Annotated in this window: 23 protein-coding genes; 17 read left to right on the plus strand and 6 right to left on the minus strand. The window is 40.7% G+C overall.

Annotation, left to right across the window (positions count from 1 at the left end; translation table 11 throughout):
- Positions 1-39 precede the first annotated feature (39 nt).
- Positions 40-522 carry a YajQ family cyclic di-GMP-binding protein gene (locus HWV02_RS19460; RefSeq protein ID WP_045109042.1) on the minus strand — a complete coding sequence of 161 codons (483 nt, stop codon included), beginning with the start codon at positions 520-522 and terminating at the stop codon, positions 40-42.
- 149 nt (positions 523-671) lie between these two features.
- On the opposite strand from HWV02_RS19460, the gene HWV02_RS19465 reads away from it, so the two are divergent.
- Both HWV02_RS19465 and HWV02_RS19470 read left to right on the plus strand, forming a co-directional pair.
- Complete coding sequence (locus HWV02_RS19465; protein WP_211673036.1) at positions 672-1,019, plus strand: VanZ family protein; 348 nt, start codon at positions 672-674, stop codon at positions 1,017-1,019.
- Positions 1,012-1,911, plus strand: coding sequence for a ketopantoate reductase family protein (locus HWV02_RS19470; protein WP_211677435.1), 900 nt, complete (start codon positions 1,012-1,014; stop codon positions 1,909-1,911). Before HWV02_RS19465 ends, HWV02_RS19470 begins: the two co-directional genes overlap by 8 nt.
- 117 nt (positions 1,912-2,028) lie before the next feature.
- On the opposite strand, the gene thiI is transcribed toward HWV02_RS19470, so the two are convergent.
- Together thiI and HWV02_RS19480 are read right to left on the minus strand one after the other, a co-directional pair.
- The gene (gene thiI / locus HWV02_RS19475) at positions 2,029-3,483 is read right to left on the minus strand and encodes a tRNA uracil 4-sulfurtransferase ThiI (RefSeq protein ID WP_211677436.1); all 1,455 of its coding nucleotides are present in this window, start codon (positions 3,481-3,483) and stop codon (positions 2,029-2,031) included.
- A 173-nt stretch (positions 3,484-3,656) separates the two neighbouring features.
- A complete protein-coding gene (locus tag HWV02_RS19480; RefSeq protein WP_211689193.1) occupies positions 3,657-4,886 on the minus strand; it encodes a DNA ligase in 1,230 nt (409 codons plus the stop codon).
- A 275-nt stretch (positions 4,887-5,161) separates the two neighbouring features.
- Between HWV02_RS19480 and HWV02_RS19485 the strand changes: the two genes are divergently transcribed.
- Entirely contained in the window at positions 5,162-5,395 is a 234-nt protein-coding gene (locus HWV02_RS19485; RefSeq protein WP_211673040.1) for a thymidylate kinase, read from the plus strand.
- Between the two features lie 98 nt (positions 5,396-5,493).
- Here HWV02_RS19485 and HWV02_RS19490 read toward each other — a convergent pair whose 3' ends face one another.
- Positions 5,494-6,000 carry a hypothetical protein gene (locus tag HWV02_RS19490; protein ID WP_255546926.1) on the minus strand — a complete coding sequence of 169 codons (507 nt, stop codon included), beginning with the start codon at positions 5,998-6,000 and terminating at the stop codon, positions 5,494-5,496.
- A gap of 331 nt (positions 6,001-6,331) precedes the next feature.
- Here HWV02_RS19490 and leuS point away from each other — a divergent pair, with 331 nt between their 5' ends.
- From leuS to lipA, 14 genes are all read left to right on the plus strand, one after another.
- Positions 6,332-8,923, plus strand: a complete 2,592-nt coding sequence (gene leuS, locus HWV02_RS19495) for a leucine--tRNA ligase (RefSeq protein ID WP_211689194.1) — start codon at positions 6,332-6,334, stop codon at positions 8,921-8,923.
- Positions 8,924-9,117: 194 nt separating this feature from the next.
- Complete coding sequence (lptE, locus tag HWV02_RS19500; protein ID WP_211677439.1) at positions 9,118-9,828, plus strand: LPS assembly lipoprotein LptE; 711 nt, start codon at positions 9,118-9,120, stop codon at positions 9,826-9,828.
- Positions 9,828-10,865: a DNA polymerase III subunit delta gene (gene holA, locus HWV02_RS19505; RefSeq protein WP_211677440.1), complete on the plus strand. Its 1,038-nt coding sequence runs from the start codon at positions 9,828-9,830 to the stop codon at positions 10,863-10,865. Before lptE ends, holA begins: the two co-directional genes overlap by 1 nt.
- Positions 10,866-10,897: 32 nt before the next feature.
- Entirely contained in the window at positions 10,898-11,548 is a 651-nt protein-coding gene (gene nadD, locus HWV02_RS19510; protein ID WP_211677441.1) for a nicotinate-nucleotide adenylyltransferase, read from the plus strand.
- 101 nt (positions 11,549-11,649) lie between these two features.
- Positions 11,650-11,979 (plus strand): ribosome silencing factor, encoded by a 330-nt coding sequence (gene rsfS, locus HWV02_RS19515; protein WP_211673045.1) that lies wholly within the window; start codon positions 11,650-11,652, stop codon positions 11,977-11,979.
- 4 nt (positions 11,980-11,983) lie between these two features.
- Positions 11,984-12,454, plus strand: coding sequence for a 23S rRNA (pseudouridine(1915)-N(3))-methyltransferase RlmH (rlmH, locus tag HWV02_RS19520; protein WP_045109030.1), 471 nt, complete (start codon positions 11,984-11,986; stop codon positions 12,452-12,454).
- Positions 12,455-12,459: 5 nt separating this feature from the next.
- Positions 12,460-14,316: a penicillin-binding protein 2 gene (gene mrdA / locus HWV02_RS19525; RefSeq protein ID WP_211677442.1), complete on the plus strand. Its 1,857-nt coding sequence runs from the start codon at positions 12,460-12,462 to the stop codon at positions 14,314-14,316.
- Positions 14,316-15,416 (plus strand): rod shape-determining protein RodA, encoded by a 1,101-nt coding sequence (rodA, locus tag HWV02_RS19530; RefSeq protein WP_211677443.1) that lies wholly within the window; start codon positions 14,316-14,318, stop codon positions 15,414-15,416. The genes mrdA and rodA overlap by 1 nt, the downstream gene beginning before the upstream one ends.
- Before the next feature lie 9 nt (positions 15,417-15,425).
- Complete coding sequence (mltB, locus tag HWV02_RS19535; RefSeq protein ID WP_211677444.1) at positions 15,426-16,421, plus strand: lytic murein transglycosylase B; 996 nt, start codon at positions 15,426-15,428, stop codon at positions 16,419-16,421.
- Entirely contained in the window at positions 16,411-17,202 is a 792-nt protein-coding gene (locus HWV02_RS19540; protein ID WP_211677445.1) for a septal ring lytic transglycosylase RlpA family protein, read from the plus strand. The genes mltB and HWV02_RS19540 overlap by 11 nt, the downstream gene beginning before the upstream one ends.
- A gap of 143 nt (positions 17,203-17,345) precedes the next feature.
- A complete protein-coding gene (locus HWV02_RS19545; protein ID WP_211677446.1) occupies positions 17,346-18,512 on the plus strand; it encodes a D-alanyl-D-alanine carboxypeptidase family protein in 1,167 nt (388 codons plus the stop codon).
- A 93-nt stretch (positions 18,513-18,605) separates the two neighbouring features.
- Positions 18,606-18,875: a DUF493 family protein YbeD gene (gene ybeD / locus HWV02_RS19550; protein WP_045109025.1), complete on the plus strand. Its 270-nt coding sequence runs from the start codon at positions 18,606-18,608 to the stop codon at positions 18,873-18,875.
- 83 nt (positions 18,876-18,958) lie between these two features.
- The gene (lipB, locus tag HWV02_RS19555) at positions 18,959-19,615 is read left to right on the plus strand and encodes a lipoyl(octanoyl) transferase LipB (RefSeq protein ID WP_255546930.1); all 657 of its coding nucleotides are present in this window, start codon (positions 18,959-18,961) and stop codon (positions 19,613-19,615) included.
- Positions 19,608-20,573 (plus strand): lipoyl synthase, encoded by a 966-nt coding sequence (gene lipA / locus HWV02_RS19560; RefSeq protein WP_211673052.1) that lies wholly within the window; start codon positions 19,608-19,610, stop codon positions 20,571-20,573. Before lipB ends, lipA begins: the two co-directional genes overlap by 8 nt.
- A 125-nt stretch (positions 20,574-20,698) precedes the next feature.
- Here lipA and HWV02_RS19565 read toward each other — a convergent pair whose 3' ends face one another.
- Positions 20,699-21,433, minus strand: a complete 735-nt coding sequence (locus tag HWV02_RS19565; RefSeq protein WP_211677447.1) for a hypothetical protein — start codon at positions 21,431-21,433, stop codon at positions 20,699-20,701.
- Positions 21,434-21,529: 96 nt separating this feature from the next.
- Complete coding sequence (locus HWV02_RS19570; protein WP_211689195.1) at positions 21,530-22,786, minus strand: glutamate-5-semialdehyde dehydrogenase; 1,257 nt, start codon at positions 22,784-22,786, stop codon at positions 21,530-21,532.
- Positions 22,787-22,793 lie beyond the last annotated feature (7 nt).

Genomic DNA, 22,793 nt, shown 5'->3' on the forward strand with positions numbered 1-22,793 from the left:
GACTTAGAGCAAGTAAATACTCATACAAGTCATGGCATATTAGTCACGGAAGTTATCAAACTGGAACGGCTGACCTAGTTCAGCTGTTTTTACATGCTGCATAACAGCTTGTAAATCATCACGCTTTTTACCTACAACACGTACTTTATCGCCTTGAATAGATACTTGTACTTTAAGCTTGCTGTCTTTAATTGATTTAACAACTTTTTTAGCTACTGCGCCTTCAACGCCTTGTAAAAACTCAACGTCTGCACTGCAGGTTTTACCCGAAAATTCAGTTTTACCTACGCTCATCGCAGAGCTATCTATGTTACGCTTCACTAAAGCACCACGTAAAATATCAGCCATTTGACGAAGTTGCATATCTTCATCTGTGCGCATTTTTACTTTTTCTTTAATCAGCTCAAAGCTTGCGTCAACACCACGAAAATCAAAGCGTGTGCTTAATTCACGGTTTGCATTGTCAGTTGCGTTTTTAACTTCAACCATGTCAACTTCAGAAATAATATCAAATTGAGGCATCTTTATATCCTATCATTTATAATGATGTGATTATCTAATAGATGGTAGTTGTAATTCAACCATTAACTACAGAAGTAAGTCACTAGCTTGCATTAAGTAACGATTAACTGACTATAATTGCTATTATGCCCTTTTTTATTGAGATAAGTATGTCATTAGAGAAATATAAACTCTGGTTTCGATTACTATTGGTTATTGTTATATTCATAATCTGTCTACTTGCTTTTGGCAAACCTTCAACTGATATAACACAATTAGGTTACGACAAATTAAATCATTTAGTTGCCTTTGCGACATTAGCATTACTTTTTGATTATAGTTTCCCAGATAGAACGATAACCTTGTTTATGGTATTACTTGGGTTCGGTATTTTCATTGAGTTTATTCAAGGTATGATACCCGGCCGCACAACAAGCCCTTGGGATATCGTCGCCGATTTAATCGGTATCACCGGTTACTTAATCATTCAACCATTACGAGCAAAAATACATGGCTAATTGGAACATTCTCGGTGCGGGTGCTATCGGGCACTTTTTTGCAGAAAAATTATTAAAATCAGGCCAACACGCCGCGTTTATATTACGTCCCGAGAGTGAGGCTCAAATCCGCACATTTAACGTTGAAGATTTAAATGGCGAACATTCGAGTAACACCGTAATGGCCCAGCCTAGCCTCACACCTAAATGTGACTTTTTACTGGTTACACTAAAAGCCCAACATGTGCTTCCTGCATTAACTTTGCTTCAATCACAAATCGATAAGCATTGCTGTATCGTACTGTTACACAATGGCATGGGTACGGCGGAACAAGCCGAAAAGCTATTTCCTCGAAACGCAATCATGATTGGAACAACCTCCAACGGTGTATTGAAACTGTCAGATGATCATATTCGCCATACAGGTGCAGGTGTCACTTGGTTAGGCGCATTTAATAATCAAGCTAAGCGTTATAAAGATATCGCCAGTCAGTTATTTGCACTTGAAGAGTTAGCATGGTGTGAAGATATACGTGAGAAATTATGGCTTAAATTAGTGATTAACTGTGCAATAAACCCGTTAACAGCACTCCATCAATGCAAGAATGGTGAATTGGTGAGCCCAGCGTTATATCCGCATGTAGTACAGGTGGTGCAAGAATTAGCACTCGTGTGTGAAAAAGCCCGCTTACCTTGGTCTTATACAGAGCTACAAGCACAAGTCGATAATGTCATTGAACGTACGGCTGAAAACTTTTCTTCGATGCATCAAGATCATCACTTTAACCGTCAATCCGAAATTGATTACATTACCGGGTATGTTTTAAAAGTAGCGAATGCCTACAGTATCGAAGCTCCAGCGAATAAAGCCTTATATGATCAAATCAAGCTGCACGAAACTGAACTCGCTTAGTTACATCATTCAAAAATCACATCAGGATCAAAAAAGCCAGCAACTGATTGCTGGCTTTTATTCATTAGCTTGATAAGGACACAACCTTAAGAGCGTAATTATTAAGACGAGTAAAAGTTAAGGACGGTAAACTTTAACGTTCGAATAACCTTTTTCAATCAGGTATAACGCTTGCAGTTTGCTCATCACACCACGATCACAGTACAGTAAGTAAGTCTTATCTTGATCTAATTCGCCAAACTGGTTACCTAATTTGAAGAACGGCATGTGCTCGATAGCTAAACCGTCAACTTCAAGAGGTGAATCTTCCACTTCGTCAATACTACGAATATCTAAGATCACTTCGTTTGATGTAATTTCAGATACAGCTTCAACATCACTAACTTGCTCTTGTGCTTCTTCTGCAATTTGACGGATATCCATCACGTTTGCATCCATAACAACTTGGTCAATCAAGCTCATGTCGAATTTAGCTTCTTCTGCTTCGATCTTCTCTTTCACTGCTTTTACTGTTGGTTTATTCGAGATAACACCACAGTATTCAGGAATTGTTTCTGAGAATTCAGCAGTACCAATATGACGAGCAGTATCAATAATATCTTGCTTATCAGCAACAATTAACGGACGTAAGATTAATGTATCCGTTACTGAATCGATTAACGATAAGTTACGAATAGTTTGGCTTGATACTTGACCAACTGCTTCACCAGTAACCAAAGCTTCAATACCTAAACGCTCAGCAATTTTAGACGCTGCACGCATCATCATACGCTTAAGTATCACGCCCATTTGTGAGTTATCTACTTTTTCTAAAATCTCAGCAACAACAGGATCAAACGGTACGCTGACAAATTTAACTTTGTGTGATGAACTGTATTTGTTCCACAAGAAGTATGAAATTTGTTTCACACCAATCTCATGTGCATCACCGCCTAAATTAAAGAAACAGAAATGCGTTCGGCTACCACGTTTAATCGTTAAGTAACTTGATACCGCAGAGTCAAAACCACCTGACATTAATGACAGCACATCTTCTTGTCCTGCCATAGGGAAACCACCTAAGCCTTCATGGCGAGCAGTAACCAAGTATAATTTATCATTTTCAACTTCAATTTTAATCGTTTCTTGTGGTTTTCTTAATTGAACACCAGCCGCTTCTGTATGCTGATTTAAGCCACCACCAACATAACGCTCTAAGTCAATCGACGTAAAGTCATGCTTACCGTTACGTTTAGCACGTACACAAAACGTTTTTCCAACTAAAATATCTTTATAAACAGGTAATGCTTGCTGGAAAATATCATCCAGATCGGTGAAAGCAGACTCTTGAACTTCAAGTGAATGGGCAATCCCTGGGGTGTTTTTTAATACTTCACGATAAAAGTCGCGGTTTTTCTCACTGTCATCTGTCGTACGGACAACAATTTTATCCCATTCAAGGATCACGCGTGCATGCTCATCTTCACGGCGTAGAATATTACGTAAACTTGATTGCAGCATTTTACTAAAACGCTTGCGTACAGATTTACTCTTCATCATTACTTCTGGAAATATTTTTACAATAAATTTCATGGTTTTGCCTACATCATAGTTCAAACAAACAGGTGGCCCAGCATTTCATCGAGCCGGGTGTTTCGCTGATATATTCGATCATTTCAATCAAAATAAAAACGGGCCCATCTTAAAGTGAGCCCGTTGCAGTTACTGGGCAGCAGTATACTCAAACTGCCTAAATATGCAAGATGCTAGCGACTGCTCACGAGCCTTGTTAATTGCGGTGTTGCATTACCCACTAATTCAATTTCCACTTGGCTGCCAACTTCAATTTTGGCTTTCTGTAACCAAGGTCGTGAACGCCCAGAAACCTTCGTTATCTGTCGACCTGATAATGCCAGAGGTTGTAAATGAACAATAGGCGTAACACGACCACTTTTACCAATTTGATACGTTATATCAATAACATGACTTAATCCTTTCGGCCCACTAAATTTTAATGCAAGCGCCCAACGCGGAGCATGCTGGGTTTGACCATATTCACGTTGCAGTGCATTCTCAGCTAATTTAATGACTACACCATCAAGTAATAACGTTTCCATGCTTTGGTAATGCGCAAGCCAATAATCAATGTCTTGAGGACTATCAATGACATGGCTCATCTTCGACATATCAGTAAATCCAAGCATAGCCAGCTTCGCTAACCCCATAAATTCATCGTTATAAGGTGAATCAATCCAACGCCAAGGTATAAAGCGCAAACTCATGACATCTACTTGTGTGGGTGACAATTGACTGGCAATACCCGCGGTCATGTGCCTAGAGGAGACATACTTACGTCGTTCCTGCCAATCTTGTTGACTAATATATAATTCGCCATGAATAACCAGTGTGTGCGGATATGCAATAATACTATCAACAGCATCACTGCGTAACATCAGCGCCAGCAAGTCTTTACCTTGTCTACCATCCCCTCTGCTCGATGCTGCAACTAAGATGCCTTTTTCATAAACTAACTCAACAGCCATACCATCAATTTTCGGTTGAATGAGTAACAACTTATCTTGGTGACTTTGATAAAACGCGTCCATCAAGGCACGATCACGTACCGAATTTAAGCTCAGCATTTTTTGTCGGTGCGGATACTCTAAATACTTCTGTTTATTGTCATTTGTACCTACCTTGCCTAATACAGGTGATAGGCAGTGAGATAGGAGCGCTAACTCATCAACTAATAAATCAAACTCTCCATCATGCAGTAATGGTTCTTGGCCAGTGTAATAAATCTGGCGGTGTTTAATAATCTGTGTTTCTAAATAGCTAATGCGATGTTGATTAAGCACACTTGGGCAACGAGAATACGCCTCTGCATCCTCTATGGGCAACTTAATTTCAAGATCAGGAATGACATCAGCGGCGAACAACTGCTGATAGCTTGATACGAATAACGAAATGAGTAATGACGAAGTTCGAGTAAACATCCGATTTCCAAACAATAATATGGTATAACTCAGTATGATAAACAGAATGGAAGTTAACGAATTAATTTGCTCCGTATGAGTAGAAGCATCGAAAGACCGTAATTCATCGATACAATTAATCGTTCTAGATCACAAGTTTACAATTCAATTAATACGCATTCTAACCAGCCATTCAAACTGTACCATCATTTTTTAAAGTCGAATTTCTTGAAGTTGTTTGACCATCAACTACACTAAATCTATAATCCGATTGTTCCGCCACGAGAGGTATTACCATGCAGCTTTCCGATATCAAAAGCATGTATCACAGACATGAATTAGTTGAGGCTATCGTCGAACCGTCTTTGGTAGCAAACGGGTGGATTGTAGAATTTAAATCTCAAAATGGAGATATTATTCCTTTAACCGATTTTAGCGGCCATGAAAAGTGTTATCGAAATTTAGATATCGCGACAGCAACAGCGCAGCAAGTCGGGTTTCCGTCTGTGAGAATAGATGAACCATTTTAACTATCCTCTCTGTTTAATTCTAAGCAAAAAAATGGTCAGTGCATCATCGAACTGACCATTAGGTGTATATCATTATTTATATATATTGTTTATATACATTATGGATCAAAGCTTTCACGCATAAACTCGTCACCATCACAGCCAGCACAAGAAAGTACAATGGCAGGATGAAATAATTCTTTTTGATAACCACAGCGCACACACGTGAGTAAACCAAAGCCAACTTCGTCACCGGTCCTATAACGACCTTGGTGTTGTAAATCATCTCCGACCTCAGTCCATTCGACCTGTGTTTTATCCGTAATCGCTGCCAATGCCCCCCACGTAATTTTATCCCATGCTTGATACCAAGCTGACAACTTAAAACTGCTAACACTCGTCTGATAATCTTTATTAAATTCACCAATATCATGGCGAATATAAGCAGATGCTTCTGTTAGTTCTTTTTTGGTTAAATCACCCGCAGCACCTAAATAAGCTTCTGCTTTAAGTACAAATCGTTGCGTAAAATCATTACCCATAAACAGCTTCCTCCCTTTAAAGCCCAGAGGATGTACAGATAAGTTGCGCACTGAATTTTGATACTGAGTATTGAGCTTAGCCATATAAACCTCCGAATTAATGTAATAACAGTTAACCTGCATTTATTAATAAAACGTCATCTATATTCATCAGTAAAAATTATTTATTGTCAGCAATAACGGGCTCCTTAGAAGAAGGAATATAGTTACTGCTATAACTTAAGTATATGCCAAAATACGCCCCCAACAAGCGGACTGCATCACATAGTTACCTTGTAAAAGTCTTCAATAAGCATTATCAGTATGTAAAACTTATCCCAATCTGCAAATGAAACTTGTTGCCCTTAGTCTGCTAAGGTATTCTATGGCAAAATTTTGTTTATAAATCCTACCAAGAACAGACTGGATATTACCCATGCAAGAACAATATACTCCAAGCAGTATCGAACCTCAGGTTCAAAAACACTGGCAAGAAAATAAAACATTCGAAGTACAAAACGACGAAACTAAAGAGAAATTCTACTGCTTGTCTATGTTCCCATACCCAAGTGGTCGACTGCACATGGGCCACGTACGTAACTACACAATTGGTGACGTGATAGCACGCTTCCAACGTATGCAAGGAAAAAACGTATTACAACCTATCGGTTGGGATGCATTTGGTCTGCCTGCTGAAAATGCTGCAATCAAAAACAACACGGCACCAGCGCCTTGGACGTATGAAAACATTGATTACATGAAAGGTCAGCTAACGTCTCTAGGCTTTGGTTATGACTGGAAGCGTGAAATCGCAACATGTACACCTGAATACTACCGTTGGGAACAAGAGTTCTTCACTAAACTTTTCAACAAAGGTTTAGTTTATAAGAAGACTTCATCAGTTAACTGGTGCCCGAACGATGAAACTGTACTGGCTAATGAACAAGTAAATGACGGTTGTTGCTGGCGTTGTGATACCCCTGTAGAACAAAAAGAAATTCCACAGTGGTTCATTAAAATCACTGAGTACGCAGACGAACTGCTTACATCAATTGATGATCTTGACGGCTGGCCTGAGCAAGTTAAAACAATGCAACGTAACTGGATCGGTCGCAGTGAAGGTATTGAATTAGACTTTATCGTTGATGGTCAAAGTGACGAGCTAAGCAAACTATCTGTATACACGACACGTCCAGACACAGTAATGGGCGTAACGTATGTGGGCATCGCAGCAGGTCACCCACTGGCTGAACAAGCTGCACAAAACAATCCAGAATTAGCTGCATTCAACCTTGAATGTAAAAACATGAAAGTGGCTGAAGCTGATCTAGAAAAAATGGAAAAGAAAGGCATGGCTACAGGCTTATATGCTATTCATCCATTAAATGGTCGTAAAGTACCTGTATACGTAGCAAACTTCGTATTGATGGGTTACGGCACTGGCGCAGTAATGGCGGTTCCAGCTCACGATCAACGTGACTATGAATTCGCAACTAAATACAGCATCGATATCGTACCTGTAATAAAACCAGCAGACGGTAGCGAACTAGACGTATCAGAAGTAGCATTCACTGAAAAAGGTGTGTTATTTAATTCAGGTGAATTTGACGGTTTAGAATTTGGCGCAGCAGTAGATGCAATTGCGGCTAAATTAGAAGCAAACGGCCAAGGCACCAAGAAAGTTAACTTCCGTCTACGCGATTGGGGTGTTTCTCGTCAACGTTATTGGGGCGCGCCAATCCCAATGTTAACACTTGAAGATGGTACTGTGGTTCCAACACCAGCAGACCAACTACCAGTGATCCTACCTGAAGATGTACAAATGGACGGCATTCAGAGTCCAATTAAAGCAGACAAAGAGTGGGCTAAAACAACATACAACGGTCAACCGGCACTACGTGAAACTGACACATTTGATACCTTCATGGAATCATCTTGGTACTACGCACGTTACTGTAGCGCAACATCAGAAACTGAAATGCTAAACCGTGACGATGCAAATCACTGGTTACCAGTGGATCAGTATGTTGGTGGTATTGAACACGCATGTATGCATTTATTATATGCCCGTTTCTTCCACAAACTGTTACGTGATGAGCAAATGGTTGATAGCAACGAACCGTTCAAACGTCTACTTTGTCAAGGTATGGTACTTGCAGATGCATACTACTACACCAACGCAAGCGGCGGCCGTGTTTGGGTTTCTCCATTAGATGTAACAGTTGAGCGTGACGAAAAAGGTCAACCTACTAAATACATCGACAATGAAGGCAATGAACTTGTTTATACTGGCATGACAAAAATGTCTAAGTCTAAAAACAACGGTATTGACCCACAAACAATGATCGAGCGTTTTGGTGCTGATACAGTACGTCTATTCATGATGTTTGCAGCTCCTGCAGACCAAACGCTAGAATGGCAAGACTCTGCAGTAGAAGGCGCACACCGTTTCCTACGTCGTGTCTGGACACTTGCTTATAACCACATCAGCAAAGGTGAAGTTGCCGCTCTCGATGTTGCTGCACTTAACAGCAAGCAAAAAGAACTGCGTCGTGAAGTCCATAAAACAATTGCGAAAGTATCTGATGATATCGATCGTCGTCAGACCTTCAACACAGCAATCGCATCTGTGATGGAACTAATGAACAAGCTAACTAAAGCACCTCAAGAAGCAGAGCAAGATCGCGCACTACTTCAAGAAGCATTAGTTGCAGTTGTTCGTCTACTTGCACCAATCACTCCGCATATCTGTTTTGAGCTGTGGGGCAAATTAGGTCAAGAAGGTAATATCGACGAAGCACTATGGCCTCTCGCGGATAAAGCGGCAATGGTTGAGTCTGAAAAACTAATCATTGTTCAAGTGAACGGTAAACTGCGTGCTAAATTAACAGTACCTGCAGACGCCACGCGTGAAACGGTTGAAGCACTTGCGAACGCTGACGAAAACGTGACTAAATTTACCGATGGTAAAACAGTACGTAAAGTGATTTTCGTACCAGGTAAACTACTCAACATAGTTGCTAACTAAGATTATTTATTGTCACGTTCTACAGCGTTAATAGCTGATTAATTAACGCTGTATTTACTCGATTAATAGACAACTTAGACACAAAAAATAGGCCCTGCATTCTGCTTTTATTTTTATAGTAGAGTCTAGGGCTTTTTTGTTTTTAGATTACGTGTAAAATTACCTACAATTCACTTATATATTTTGTAGGCATTATGATCGCATCGGCACTGAAACCAGGTTTTATTCGACTAATTTGCATCTTCCTCTTTACTGCTATTCTTGGCGGCTGTGGCTTTCATTTAAAAAATGGCAGCGGCATTCCAAATGAATTACGTAATTTAACATTAGTATCGAGTAAGTATTCCGATTTAACACGCCTCATCAAACAAGATTTACGCTACAACCAAATTAATCTTGTTGTTCCGACTGTAGCATCAACAACGAGCAATAAGACTCTAACAACAGAAAGCGATAATTTTTCTGATATAACGGATGAAGATTCAACCAAAACTAAAACGACAGCAATGGATCCTGCACTATTAAATTCACAGACACCAATACTAAGAATTATGTCCGAGAGCACAGAACGACGTACTGTTTCGCTCTATTCAGATGCAAGTGCAGCTGAATATGAATTGAGCTATGTGATCAAGATGGAAGTACGTTTACCGAATCAAGAACCACAATACTTTACTGTTGCCCTACAACGCGATCTGTTAAATAATCCACAAAGAGCACTCGCTAGCTCACGTGAATCAGAACTATTAGAGCGGGAAATGCGTGAAGCAGCGGCACAACAAATTGTTCGAACCTTAAGTCAAGTTATAATCAAACCACAAACCATTGGTGATAACGATGATGAAACCGAGCTAAGTGAAGTAGAACTAAATACAGAATTAAATACAGAGCTTGAAGCTAACTAATGCGCGTCTATCCAGAACAACTCGATCAGTACCTAAAAACTGAACTAAAACCCTGTTATTTAATATTCGGTGAAGAACCATTATTAAAAATGGAAGCGATTGAGCAGATTAAAGCAGCCGCTAAAAAAGTAGGCTTTGATGAACACCATAAGTTTCATGCTGAACCGACAATGGATTGGCCTGCGGCTTTTAATACTTGCCAATCGATGTCACTGTTCTCTAGTCGTCAAACTGTCGAGCTCATCTTTGATAAACGCCCCACGAAAGAAGACATTAGCCAGCTTAATGATTTGTTTAAGCAGCTAAACCCCGATCTTATTTTAATTCTCAGTGGTCCCTACCTCACCAAAGCACAGCAAAGTGCGAAATGGTTTACGCAGTACTTTAAAAATGCACTCTACATTCCTGTTGGCCATCCCGAAGGTCGTTTTTTTGCCAACTGGATGCGCTACCGTCTTAAACGTGCAAACTTAGAAGCACCAGCGGATGTAATCACCCTTCTGTGTCGTAGCTTTGAAGGTAACTTACTCGCAGCAAAACAAGAAATTGATAAGTTATCCCTGCTCTATCCAGGTCAAACATTGAGCTTGGCACAATTGCAGCAGTCAATTACCCAGCATTCACACTTTAGTAGTTTCCAGCTTGTTGACGCCCTGCTTGCCGGTAAAGTAAATCGTGGTCAGCGGATCCTCCAGCAATTACAAGCAGAAGGTGTCGACCCGATTGTCATTAACTGGGCGCTAAACAAAGAAATAAATCAACTTTATCATTACAGTTTGATGCAGCAGCAAGGCTTGTCTGTGATTGACGAAATGAAAAAACAGCGCTTATGGGCTGGCCGACAGCAGATTATAAATGCCTGCTTAAGCCGCTTATCATTAAGTAAAATAGAGCAAATGTTAGTACTCTGTTCAAGTGTTGATAGTGCGATAAAAACAAGTACCAGCGTTGAACCTTGGCTATCTTTACAGATGTTGAGTATTAGCTTTGCCGACTCAACCTTGTTACCCAATTTTAATCATTCCGAAATTAAATGATTTGTGTCTTTATTAATAACTAACGGCTGTTTATGACTGACTTTACACCTACTCGCGCCATCGGTATTTTAGGCGGTACATTTGATCCGATCCATTATGGTCATCTTCGTCCTTGCTTAGACTTATTACAGCAACTTAATTTAGCTGAAGTCAGATTAATGCCAAATCATATCCCGCCACACCGTGCCACGCCGGGGTCCTGTGCAGACCACCGACTAGCGATGGCGACATTAGCGGTAGAAGACTGTGAAGAGTTAAGCGTTGATACGCGCGAGTTAAATCGTACAACGCCTTCTTATACCATTGATACGTTAATCGAGCTAGCAGCTGAAAATCCAACAACACCCGTGTGCTTTTTAATTGGTCTTGATTCACTTAATAGTTTACATACCTGGTATCGTTGGCAAGAATTGCTCGATTATTGTCATCTCGTAGTCAGTTATCGTCCTAACTACGCATTACAATTAGCGCCAGAAGTACAAAAATTATTTGAACAAGTGCAAACAACGGATGTCGAAGTCCTAAAGCAGCAAAAACAGGGCCGAATTTTACTCTGGCCAAGCACCCAGTTAGAAATATCGGCGACACGGATCCGTCAGTTGATTAAACACCAGCAAACCCCGCAATATCTACTGCCTGATAATGTGCTGTCTTATATATATAAAAATAACTTGTATAAATAAACTACAAGAGATACTGGCTCATAAACAAGCTAGGTATATATTTAGGTATTATTCACTGTTATAATTCGCGGTTAACTCGATAAAGTTCCTCTGGAGGACCCTTGCAAACTTCTGAACTGCAAGCATTTGTACTAGATAAAATTGAAGATATGAAAGCCCGAGACATCCAAGTTGTTGATGTTAAGGGTAAATCACCAGTAACAGATTTAATGATCGTATGTACTGGCACATCAAAAACTCACGTTAAGTCGATTTCTAATCACCTTTACCTTGAAGCTAAACGTAACGAAGTATTCGTTATGGGTATTGAAGGTACAGAAGATAGTGAATGGGTTTTAGTTGATATGGGTGACGTAGTAGTCCACATCATGCAACAACAAACACGTGATCTTTACCAACTAGAACAACTTTGGCAGTCTGTAGGGGCATAGTCAAATGAAAATTCAGCTAGTTGCAGTTGGCACTAAGATGCCAGCATGGGTAGAAACCGGGTATAAAGAATATGCACGTCGCTTCCCTAAAGATATGCCTTTTGAATTACTTGAGATCAATGCGGGTAAGCGTGGCAAAAACGCTGACATCAAACGGATCTTAGAACTCGAAGGTGTAAAAACGATGCAAGCGATCCCGAAAGGTAATCGTATCGTGACTCTGGAAGTTACCGGCAAACCTTGGACTACAGAACAACTAGCCGTTGAACTAGATAAGTGGAAGCATGACGGTCGTGACGTTAGCCTATTAATTGGCGGCCCAGAAGGACTTGCACCAGAATGCATCGCGGCATCAGAACAACGCTGGTCGTTGTCACCGCTAACCTTACCACATCCGATGGTACGTGTAGTGGTAGCCGAAGCGTTATATCGCGCTTGGAGTGTTACAACAAACCATCCTTATCATAGAGAGTAATATTGGTGGCAAGGAAGCGTATAACCTTACGAGACCATTCTGCGGAAACAGCATTATTTAGCCGTCGCATCATGGTCTCATTTATTTTTGTTCTCTGCGTACTTGGCTTGTTATTAAGCAACCTTTATTACTTACAAGTCGATTCATATCAAGCTTACAAAACCCGTTCTAACGAAAACCGAGTCAAGTTAGTGCCTATCGCACCCAATCGTGGGCTTATCTATGATCGCAATGGTATACTTTTAGCGGAAAATAAACCCGTTTTCAGCTTAGATATAGTACCGGAAAAAATTACCGATATTGACGCCACAATAGCCAAGTTAACAAGCTTATTAAGCCTAACTGAAGATAACATTGACGATTTTCATACTCGATTAAAACGCCAACGTCGCTTTAAGCAGGTCTCAATATTAACCAATTTATCCGAGTCTCAAGTTGCCCTATTTTCGGTTCAGCAGCACAATTATCCCGGCATTTCCGTCAATGCACGATTAAAACGTTATTATCCATTTGGTGACGCTCTCACGCATGCGCTCGGTTATGTCGCTCGTATTAACAACAATGACCTTAACCGATTAGAGAAAAATGACCTACGTGCAACCTACGCGGCAACCCATGATATCGGTAAGCAAGGTATCGAACGTTATTACGAAAAAACGTTACACGGTAAACCTGGCTTTAAAGAAGTTGAAGTCAATAATCGTGGCAAGATTATCCGCACACTCAAAATTACACATCCTGTACCAGGAAACGATTTATACCTGAATATAGATATACGCTTACAGCTCAAAGCACAGAAGGAATTAGCCGGTCGCCGTGGTGCGATAATTTTACTCGCTCCCAAAACAGGTGAAGTATTAGCAATGGTCTCTAGCCCAAGTTATGATCCTAACTTATTTGTACACGGTATTAGCAGTAAAGATTATAATCGCCTATTACAGTCAAAAGATCACCCCTTGATCAACCGGGTAACACAAGGGCGCTATCCGCCCGCATCAACAGTAAAGCCACAGTTGGCTATCTTGGCCTTAGAAGACGGTGCAATCACACCAAATACCCTTATCAATGATCCTGGTTGGTTCCAAATCCCAAATACTAAACGGCGCTTCCGAGACTGGAATCGTTGGGGGCGTGGTAAGATTAATGTTTACACTGCCATCGCACGATCGTCAGATACCTTCTTTTATAATCTCGCTTATAACGTCGGCATTGATAAAATTAACAATTTTATGACCGAGTTTGGCTTTGGTCAATATTCCGGTATTGATGTTAAAGAAGAAACCAATGCTATCTTACCTTCGCGAGAATGGAAACGCGCACGTTACAATCAACCTTGGTATCAAGGTGACACGATTTCCGTCGGTATTGGTCAAGGTTACTGGTCTGCTACACCAATCCAACTTGCGAAAGCGACAGGTATTGTTGCAAGCCGAGGGCTACGCCCTGTGCCACAGCTTGTTCGGGATATAAAATATATCAATGGTGATCAATTTGAACCTGTCGTTGAATTACCACCGCTGAAACTAAAAGACACCGAAAACTGGCAAGTAGCCAAAGACGGTATGCTCGGTGTTGTAACCAGAAAAGGTACTGCACACCGTGCATTTGCTAACACAACCTATACCGCCGCTGGTAAATCAGGTACTGCACAGCTATACCAGCTCGGTGAAGAAAAATACGATGCCAGTAAGATCCGCGAACGATTACGTGATAATGCCATGTTTGTGGCTTATGCACCGTTTGAAGAACCAGAGATTTCAGCGACTATCATTCTAGAAAATGCCGGTGGTGGTAGCTCACAAGCGGCCCCATCAGCACGCCGTTTATTTGATGTCTACTTTAAAAATACAAAGGAAAATTAATGCCAGATCGTCGTCATAATCAAAGTATTTGGTATAAATTACATATCGATTTCCCCTTATTATTTGGCCTGTTAAGCCTGATGGGGGTTAGCCTTGTCGTACTTTATAGCGCAGGTGGCGCGGACATCGCGCTGATGAAAAGACAAGTCATTCGCATGTTTCTTGCGTTAGGGGTAATGCTTGCCCTAGCACAAATACCACCTTCAACTTATCGGCGCTGGGCATTTCCCATCTTTCTCATTGGCACCATTTTATTAATCGCGGTATTACTATTTGGCCATGTTGGCAAAGGCGCTCAGCGCTGGATTGACCTTGGCTTTACCAAGTTCCAGCCGTCTGAAATAATGAAAGTAGTGATGCCATTAGCCGTTGCTCGTTACATGAGTAACCAACCTATCCCACCCAGTTTTAGAACCGTAATATCGGCGTTAATCATGGTCTTAATACCAACATTATTAATCGCAAAACAGCCCGATCTTGGTACCTCATTACTTGTCGCGATTTCAGGAATATTCGTTATTTTCTTAGCGGGTATGTCATGGCGATTAGTGATGATTGCTGTTGGACTGGTTTCAGGCTTTGCACCTATTCTGTGGTTTTTCTTAATGCGCCCTTACCAAAAACAACGAGTATTAACCTTCCTCAATCCAGAAAGCGATCCATTGGGTTCTGGTTACCATATTATTCAATCAAAAATTGCTATTGGTTCAGGTGGTTTTTGGGGTAAAGGCTGGTTATCTGGCACTCAGTCGCAGCTGGACTTTTTACCAGAACGTCACACCGACTTTATTTTTGCGGTATTTAGTGAAGAATTTGGTTTATTTGGCGTGATTCTATTACTGTCACTTTATTTATTCGTGATCTGCCGCGGGTTAGTGATTGCTATGCAGGGACAACGCGTATTTGAACGCCTTATAGCCGGTAGTATTACCATGACATTTTTCATTTACTTGTTCGTAAATATCGGTATGGTTAGCGGATTGTTACCCGTAGTTGGCGTACCACTACCTTTAATTAGCTATGGCGGCACTTCGATGGTGACATTGATGGCTGGTTTTGGCATTCTAATGTCAGTAAGAACACACCGTCGCTTAAGTTGAGGAATCCAAATGCTAGGTAAAAAAGTATTATTTCTGCTAGGTTTAGCAGCGTTTCAAACTAATAGTGCTGAGTTAAGCAGTGAACACAAGACTTGGGTTGAAGAGTTAAGTACTCAATATGATATATCAGAAAAAGTGCTTACTAATGCAATAGGACAAGCAAAGTTCGATGAAAACGTATTAACCAAGATCCAGACACCTTGGGAAAAAAAGCCTTGGTATAAATACGCACCAATCTTTATCACAGAAAACCGTATTAACAAAGGTGTTGAGTACTGGAAACAATACGAAAAAACCTTTGCTAAAGCAGAAGCTGAATATGGCGTCCCCGCACAAGTTATCGTCGCTATTATGGGCGTTGAAACCTTCTATGGTAAATACAAGGGGAATATCTCGGTATTAGATTCACTCTATACTCTTGGCTTTAACTACCCATCACGTGGCAAATTTTTCCGTCAAGAGTTCGCGCAATACATTAAATTAAGCGAAAAACAAGGTTGGAACCTGACAGAAACCCAAGGCTCATATGCGGGCGCAATGGGCTTAGGTCAATTTATCTCGTCAAGCTATAGTCATTATGGCGTTGATTTTTCTGGTGACGGTAAAGTAGATATGATCAATGATCCTATTGATGCTATCGGCAGTATCGCTAATTATTTCAGCAAGCATCACTGGAAAACCGATGAGCCAGTCGCTTACCCAGTTAAAGCTGACAGTGAAAAAGTAGCGGCATTACTGAGCAAATCATTGAAAATCAAGCATACATGGGCAGATTTAAAAGCCGCTGGTGTTGTGCTAAAAGAGTTTGATGAACGTGTACCTACAATAACAATAGAAGACTCAAACCCTGCGAAATTACTCAAGCTTCAACAGCTTGATAGTGATGAATATTGGGTTTACCTTGATAACTTCTACACTATTACACGTTACAACCATAGTCCTTTGTACGCAATGGCTGTATTCCAATTAAGTGAAAAGATTAAACAAGCTAAACATGCGCAATAAACAACGTTTAACCCTACTTTGTATCTGCGGCCTTTTGGCCGCATGTTCTTCTTCTCGTTATCAGTACAGTGATGATCACGCACCAGAGAACATCCCCCAACTTGAGGATATTGCCGACGCAGTACCAACGCCCCAAACTTACAGTCGATATGCGAATCGCGACTATCAAGTGCGTGGTGTTGATTATGAAGTATGGCGAGATATAAAAACCCTAACCCAAGAAGGTAAAGCGTCTTGGTATGGCAATAAATTTCATGGCCACAAAACCTCAAACGGTGAAATCTATGACATGTTCTCAATGTCCGCGGCGCACAAAAATTTACCCCTACCGAGTTTTGTTAAAGTAACAAACCTCGGTAATGATAAAACCGTGATTGTCCGCGTTAATGATCGAGGACCATTTCATCCAGAGCGTATCATTGATCTGTCCTATGCGGCGGCTTATAAACTCGATATGCTGCAATCTGGTACTGCTAATGTACGCGTTGAATTAATTATTCCAACTGCCGATAACAGCACTTTATTTACTCCGAAACCACAATGGTTCATTCAAGTGTTAGCGTCAAGTAATGAAGCTAAAGCGCAAAAAATTGCTGATGGTTTAGGCGAGAAATACAACACAGCTAACCGCTTAGTTATTAGTGGGAAGTTCCACAGAGTACAGCTTGGACCAATAACGGATAGTGATAAAGCACAAGAACTCTTAACCCAAGTTCAAAAAAATTATAAAAATGCTTATGTATTGAAGGAACTTTCCAGTAAAACAATATCTAATAAATAAACTTTAAATAATAAGACATAAATTCAGCGAGTTTGATAGACTAACCCCATTATCAAATAGTCTTGATGTGGTGACAACTATCGAGACTATTTAACTAAGTTATTCATAACTTAAATCTAACTTTAATTATAGTGAAGTGAAACGTGGCCAATCAATTAAAAAAACTTATCTTAACGAGCTTAGCAATAGCGAGTTTTTCATTAAGTGCAGCACCGAGTGTTATCCCAGATACACCCGAAATAGCAGCCAAAGCATTCATATTAGTTGATTTTGATTCCGGCAAAGTGATCGCAGAACAAAATGCAGATGATTCATTAAAACCTGCCAGCTTAACTAAAATGATGACCAGCTACGTTATTGGCCAAGAAATAAAAGCAGGTAACATCAATCTAGATGATGAAGTTACCATCAGTAAAAATGCATGGGCGAGAAACTTCCCTGACTCATCAAAAATGTTTGTCGAAGTAGGTAAAACCGTCACGGTCAAAAAATTAAACCAAGGTATTATCGTACAATCAGGTAATGATGCCTGTGTGGCAATGGCAGAGCATATCGCCGGAACAGAAAGCGCGTTTGCTCAGTTGATGAACTCGTGGAGCAAACAACTGGGGATGGATGCAACGCACTTTGCTAATAGCCACGGTTTAGATAGCAAAGAACAATATACAACAGCGCGTGATATGGCGACATTAGGACAAGCACTTATCCGTGATGTTCCTGAAGAATATCGTATTTACTCACAAAAGAAATTTACCTATAACGGCATTACCCAATACAACCGCAATGGTCTGTTGTGGGATAAAAGCATGAACGTTGACGGCATTAAAACCGGTCACACCTCAGGAGCAGGTTTTAACTTAGTTTCTTCAGCGACCAAAGACAACATGCGTCTAGTTGCAGTCGTGCTGGGAACTAAAAGTGGTGATGCACGTAAAGCGGAAAGTAAAAAATTACTTAACTTTGGTTTCCGTTTCTATGAAACAGTGACACTACATGAAGCGAACAGTAGCATAGTGTCAGAACGTGTGTGGATGGGCGAGCAAGAACAAGTTGAACTGGGTCTAGCAAACAAATTAACACTGACGGTACCCCGCGGCCAAGCAAAAAATCTAACGGCTGCTTTTGAAATCCAAAAAGAACTAAGTGCGCCTATCGCTAAAGGCGATGTCGTTGGTAAAGTATTTTATAATCTGAACGATGAAGAGATTGCACAAGCCGATTTAATTGCACTGGAAGACGTAGAATTAGGCAGCTGGTTTAGCCGATTAATTGATTATTTCAAATTATTATTTGCCGGTTGGTTTGGTTAATCCTTTCCCTGACACCGTTACCCGATTATAATGACGAATACAAAGGAGGCAACAGCCTCCTTTGCCATTATTTCTAAGGTACGAGAAAAACTAATGTCTTTAAATACTAAATTCGACGAACTGCTTGATTTTCCTTGTCAACTTAACTTTAAAGTTATCGGTACTACGGATCCTAAACTCGAAGATAGCATTGTTGCTGTAGCACAAAAACATGTTCCGGGTAACTATACTCCTAGCTCTAAAAAGAGCAGCAAAGGCACTTACAACTCTGTAACCATCAAAGTTAAAGTCCAAGACAAAGATCAAATAGAAGGCTTATACGTGGCTTTCGGTGCGATCCCTGGTGTGATCCGCGTTTTATAATAAATAATATCCATATCAAAAATCTAATTAGTATTGCTAATTAGATTTTTTTCGTTGGTGTTAATCATATAGAAGAGCATATTTTGTCAGAACACAGCATTATAATTCGTCAACTTAATCGCCAATCTTACACGACGGTATTTGACGCGATGAAGTCGTTTACTGATAACAGAGACGACAAAACAGAAGATGAACTTTGGTTTGTTGAGCACGACCCAGTGTTTACACAAGGTCAAGCAGGTAAAGCAGAGCATATACTCGCTACTGGCGACATTCCTGTCGTCCAAGCCGATCGTGGCGGCCAAGTTACTTATCACGGCCCAGGTCAACAAGTGGTATACTTCTTACTCGATATTAAACGTCGTAAACTTGGCGTTCGAGATCTTGTCAGCCATATTGAAAATGGTATTGTTGCCACACTGGCTGAAACAGGTATTGAAGCCTACCCACGCGCAGATGCCCCCGGTGTTTATGTGGCTGATAAAAAAGTTGCTTCATTAGGTTTAAGGATCAGAAAAGGCCGTTCATTCCATGGATTAGCACTTAATGTAAACATGGACTTATCCCCTTTTCTGCGTATTAACCCATGTGGTTATGCGGGTATGGAAATGACCCAAACAAGTGATCTTGGCGGTGCTACCAGTCTAGGTGAAATACAACCTAAGCTAGTCGGACACCTATGTTCCCTGCTAGAATACACCCAATTAACTTTCAAAGATGGATTAACAGAGCATGAGTAAAACCGTTCGATTAGAGCCAGGCGTTAAACTTCGCGACGCAGATAAAATGGCTAAAATTCCAGTAAAAATTATTGCTACTGAGAATGACGAGATCCTGCGTAAGCCATCGTGGATGAAGATCCGTCTACCGAAAAGCTCTGCTCGTATCCAAGAAATTAAAGATGTGATGCGTGAAAACAACCTGCATTCCGTTTGTGAAGAGGCATCTTGCCCAAACCTTTCAGAGTGCTTTAACCACGGTACTGCGACCTTTATGATCATGGGCGCAATCTGTACACGCCGTTGCCCATTCTGTGATGTTGCACATGGTAAACCATTGCCACTTGTCGCTGAAGAACCGCTAAAGCTTGCACAAACAATTGCAAAGATGAAGCTAAAATACGTTGTTATTACTTCTGTAGACCGTGATGACTTACGTGACGGTGGCGCACAACATTTTGCCGATTGTATCCGTGAAATTCGCCTACTAAATCCTGAAATCAAAATTGAAATTTTGGTACCTGATTTCAAAGGTCGTATGGATAAAGCATTAGAAATCTTTAAAGACACACCACCAGACGTATTCAATCACAACTTAGAAACAGCACCACAGCATTACAAAATGGCGCGCCCAGGTTCTGATTACCAATGGTCTTTACGTTTACTAAAACGCTTTAAAGAAATGCACCCGAACGTTCCAACTAAGTCAGGCCTAATGATGGGCTTAGGTGAAACTAACGAAGAAATTGCAGAAGTAATTAAAGATCTTGCGCAGCACGGTGTAACTATGCTGACATTAGGTCAATACTTACAACCAAGTCGTCATCACTTACCAGTGAAACGTTACGTTCATCCCGACGACTTTGATGCACTTGGTGTACTCGCAAAAGAAGTTGGCTTTGAGCATGCGGCTTGTGGCCCATTTGTACGTTCTTCATACCATGCAGACTTACAAGCACAAGGCAAAGAGGTTACTTAACTCTTAAGCTCTGCTTTATCAAAGCTAACACGATAATATATTTTCGCTGTTAGTTTTGATTTAGCCCTATCCATAGCAAGTCATTAAGCATCACGTCACAATTTAACTATCCAGCTATCTGAACACTATTTAGCAGGCTTTTTTTCATCGCTCTCAAAATAAGAACCAGGTGCTGTAAGTAACCGTTTCGTCGCATCAACCGGCATTTCTAAAAGACCTTTAATGGCTCCTTTTGTCGCACCTTTCGACGCATTCTCACCAATTTTATCACTGGCTGCAACCAAGGCTTCAACACGTGTTAGCGTTGGTGGTATATCCACACGCACTTTTTCAACTTGCGTTAAAATCGGCGGGACTAATTGGTTAATATCATCCACTCGTTTGTTTACCTCATCGACTCCCCTCAAAATGGATGGGATCCGTTTATCTATCGCATTAACTTGCTGTAATACCGCGGGTAATTCAGCCCGCACTGCAGCCACTTCAGCAAGAATTGGTGGTACCGCTAAACGTATCGCTTCAAGCTCTTGCAACATTGGAGGAATACTCACACGGACAGATTCTACCTCCGTTAAAATAGCTGGTACACTGTCACGTACAGCAGCAACTTCAGTTAATATATTCGGAATGCTTTGCTCATTGATCAATTCAACTTGTGCCACTATCGCCGGAATTTGCACAGAAATATCATCAATCTCCTGCAATATATTAGGTATAGCCTTACGTACTTCTGTCACCTCTTTGGTAAATTTCAGTACCGCATATGAAAAATAACTTAAGCTCGCGGCAATCAAAGCTGCAGCTAAGACCGCTGATATATTCAACCGTGAAGCCGCTTTATCTACCGCTTGTTGAGCCATAAGCTCCTCCGTATTTCATCACTCATAAATAAAAAAGGCAGTCACATATAACGGACTGCCTTAGCACTTAATCAAAACAACAAAATACTGAAATGCTTATGGACGAATTAAACCATCACCAATCGCAATCCATTTGTACGTTGTTAGTTCTTCTAATCCCATAGGCCCACGAGCATGTAACTTTTGTGTTGATACAGCAACTTCGGCACCTAAACCAAACTGGCTACCATCAGTAAATCGCGTACTTGCATTAACGTAAACGGCAGCAGAATTGACGGCATTTAAGAAGCGAGTAGCATTGGTTAAGTTATCTGTTAAGATCGCGTCAGAATGCTCTGTCGAATGCTCACGGATATGTACAATCGCTTCTTCAACATCATCAACAACTTTTACGCCCAAAATAAGCGCTAGCCATTCTTGGTCAAAACAATCTGCTGTCGCTACATGCACGTTTTTTGCATTAACGTTTGATAATGCAATATGTGCTTTTGGCTCTGCACGTAATTCCACTGCATTGTGTTCTAAACGTTCAGCTAATAATGGTAAGAAGCTGCCAGCAATGCCTTTATGCACTAATACCGTATCTAATGCATTACAAGCAGAAGGACGTTGTACCTTGGCATTTTCAATGATCGTAAGCGCATCTTCAACATTTGCTGACGCATCAACAAATGCATGACAAATACCCATGCCACCCGTGATAACAGGGATCGTACTTTGCTCTTGGCATAAACGGTGTAAACCTGGTCCTCCACGTGGGATGATCATGTCGACATATTTATCCATTTTCAATAAAGCAGTCACCAAATCACGATTCGGATCAGCAATCACTTGAATTGAATCTTTTGGTAATTGTGCTTTTTCTAACGCTTTTTGGATCACATTCACTAAAATCAAATTAGAATGAACGGTTTCTTTACCACCACGTAAGATCGCAGCATTACCTGTTTTCAAGCTTAGCGCCGCAATATCAATCGTCACATTCGGGCGCGCTTCATAAATAACACCCATCACACCTAATGGTATGCGGCGTTTTGATAAACGTAGACCGTTTTCGAGCACCTTTCCTTCAGACTCAGCGCCAACGGGATCAGGTAAGGCAATCACACCACGTACGTCAGCAATGATTGCTGCAAGTCTTGCTTCTGTTAATAATAGACGATCAAGTAACGCATCGGTTATGTCATTTTGCTTAGCAGCATCAATATCTTTACTATTAGCAATTAAAATCTCAGCTTGATTATTTTCTAATTCACACGCGATACATTCTAATGCATTATTCTTTTGTGCCGTAGTTAACGTTGCTAATTCATAACTCGCAAGTTTGGCTTTCTTTCCTAATTCTTGTAACACTGTATCT

It is taken from the genome of Moritella sp. 28 (genome assembly GCF_018219435.1).
Taxonomy (GTDB): Bacteria; Pseudomonadota; Gammaproteobacteria; order Enterobacterales; family Moritellaceae; genus Moritella.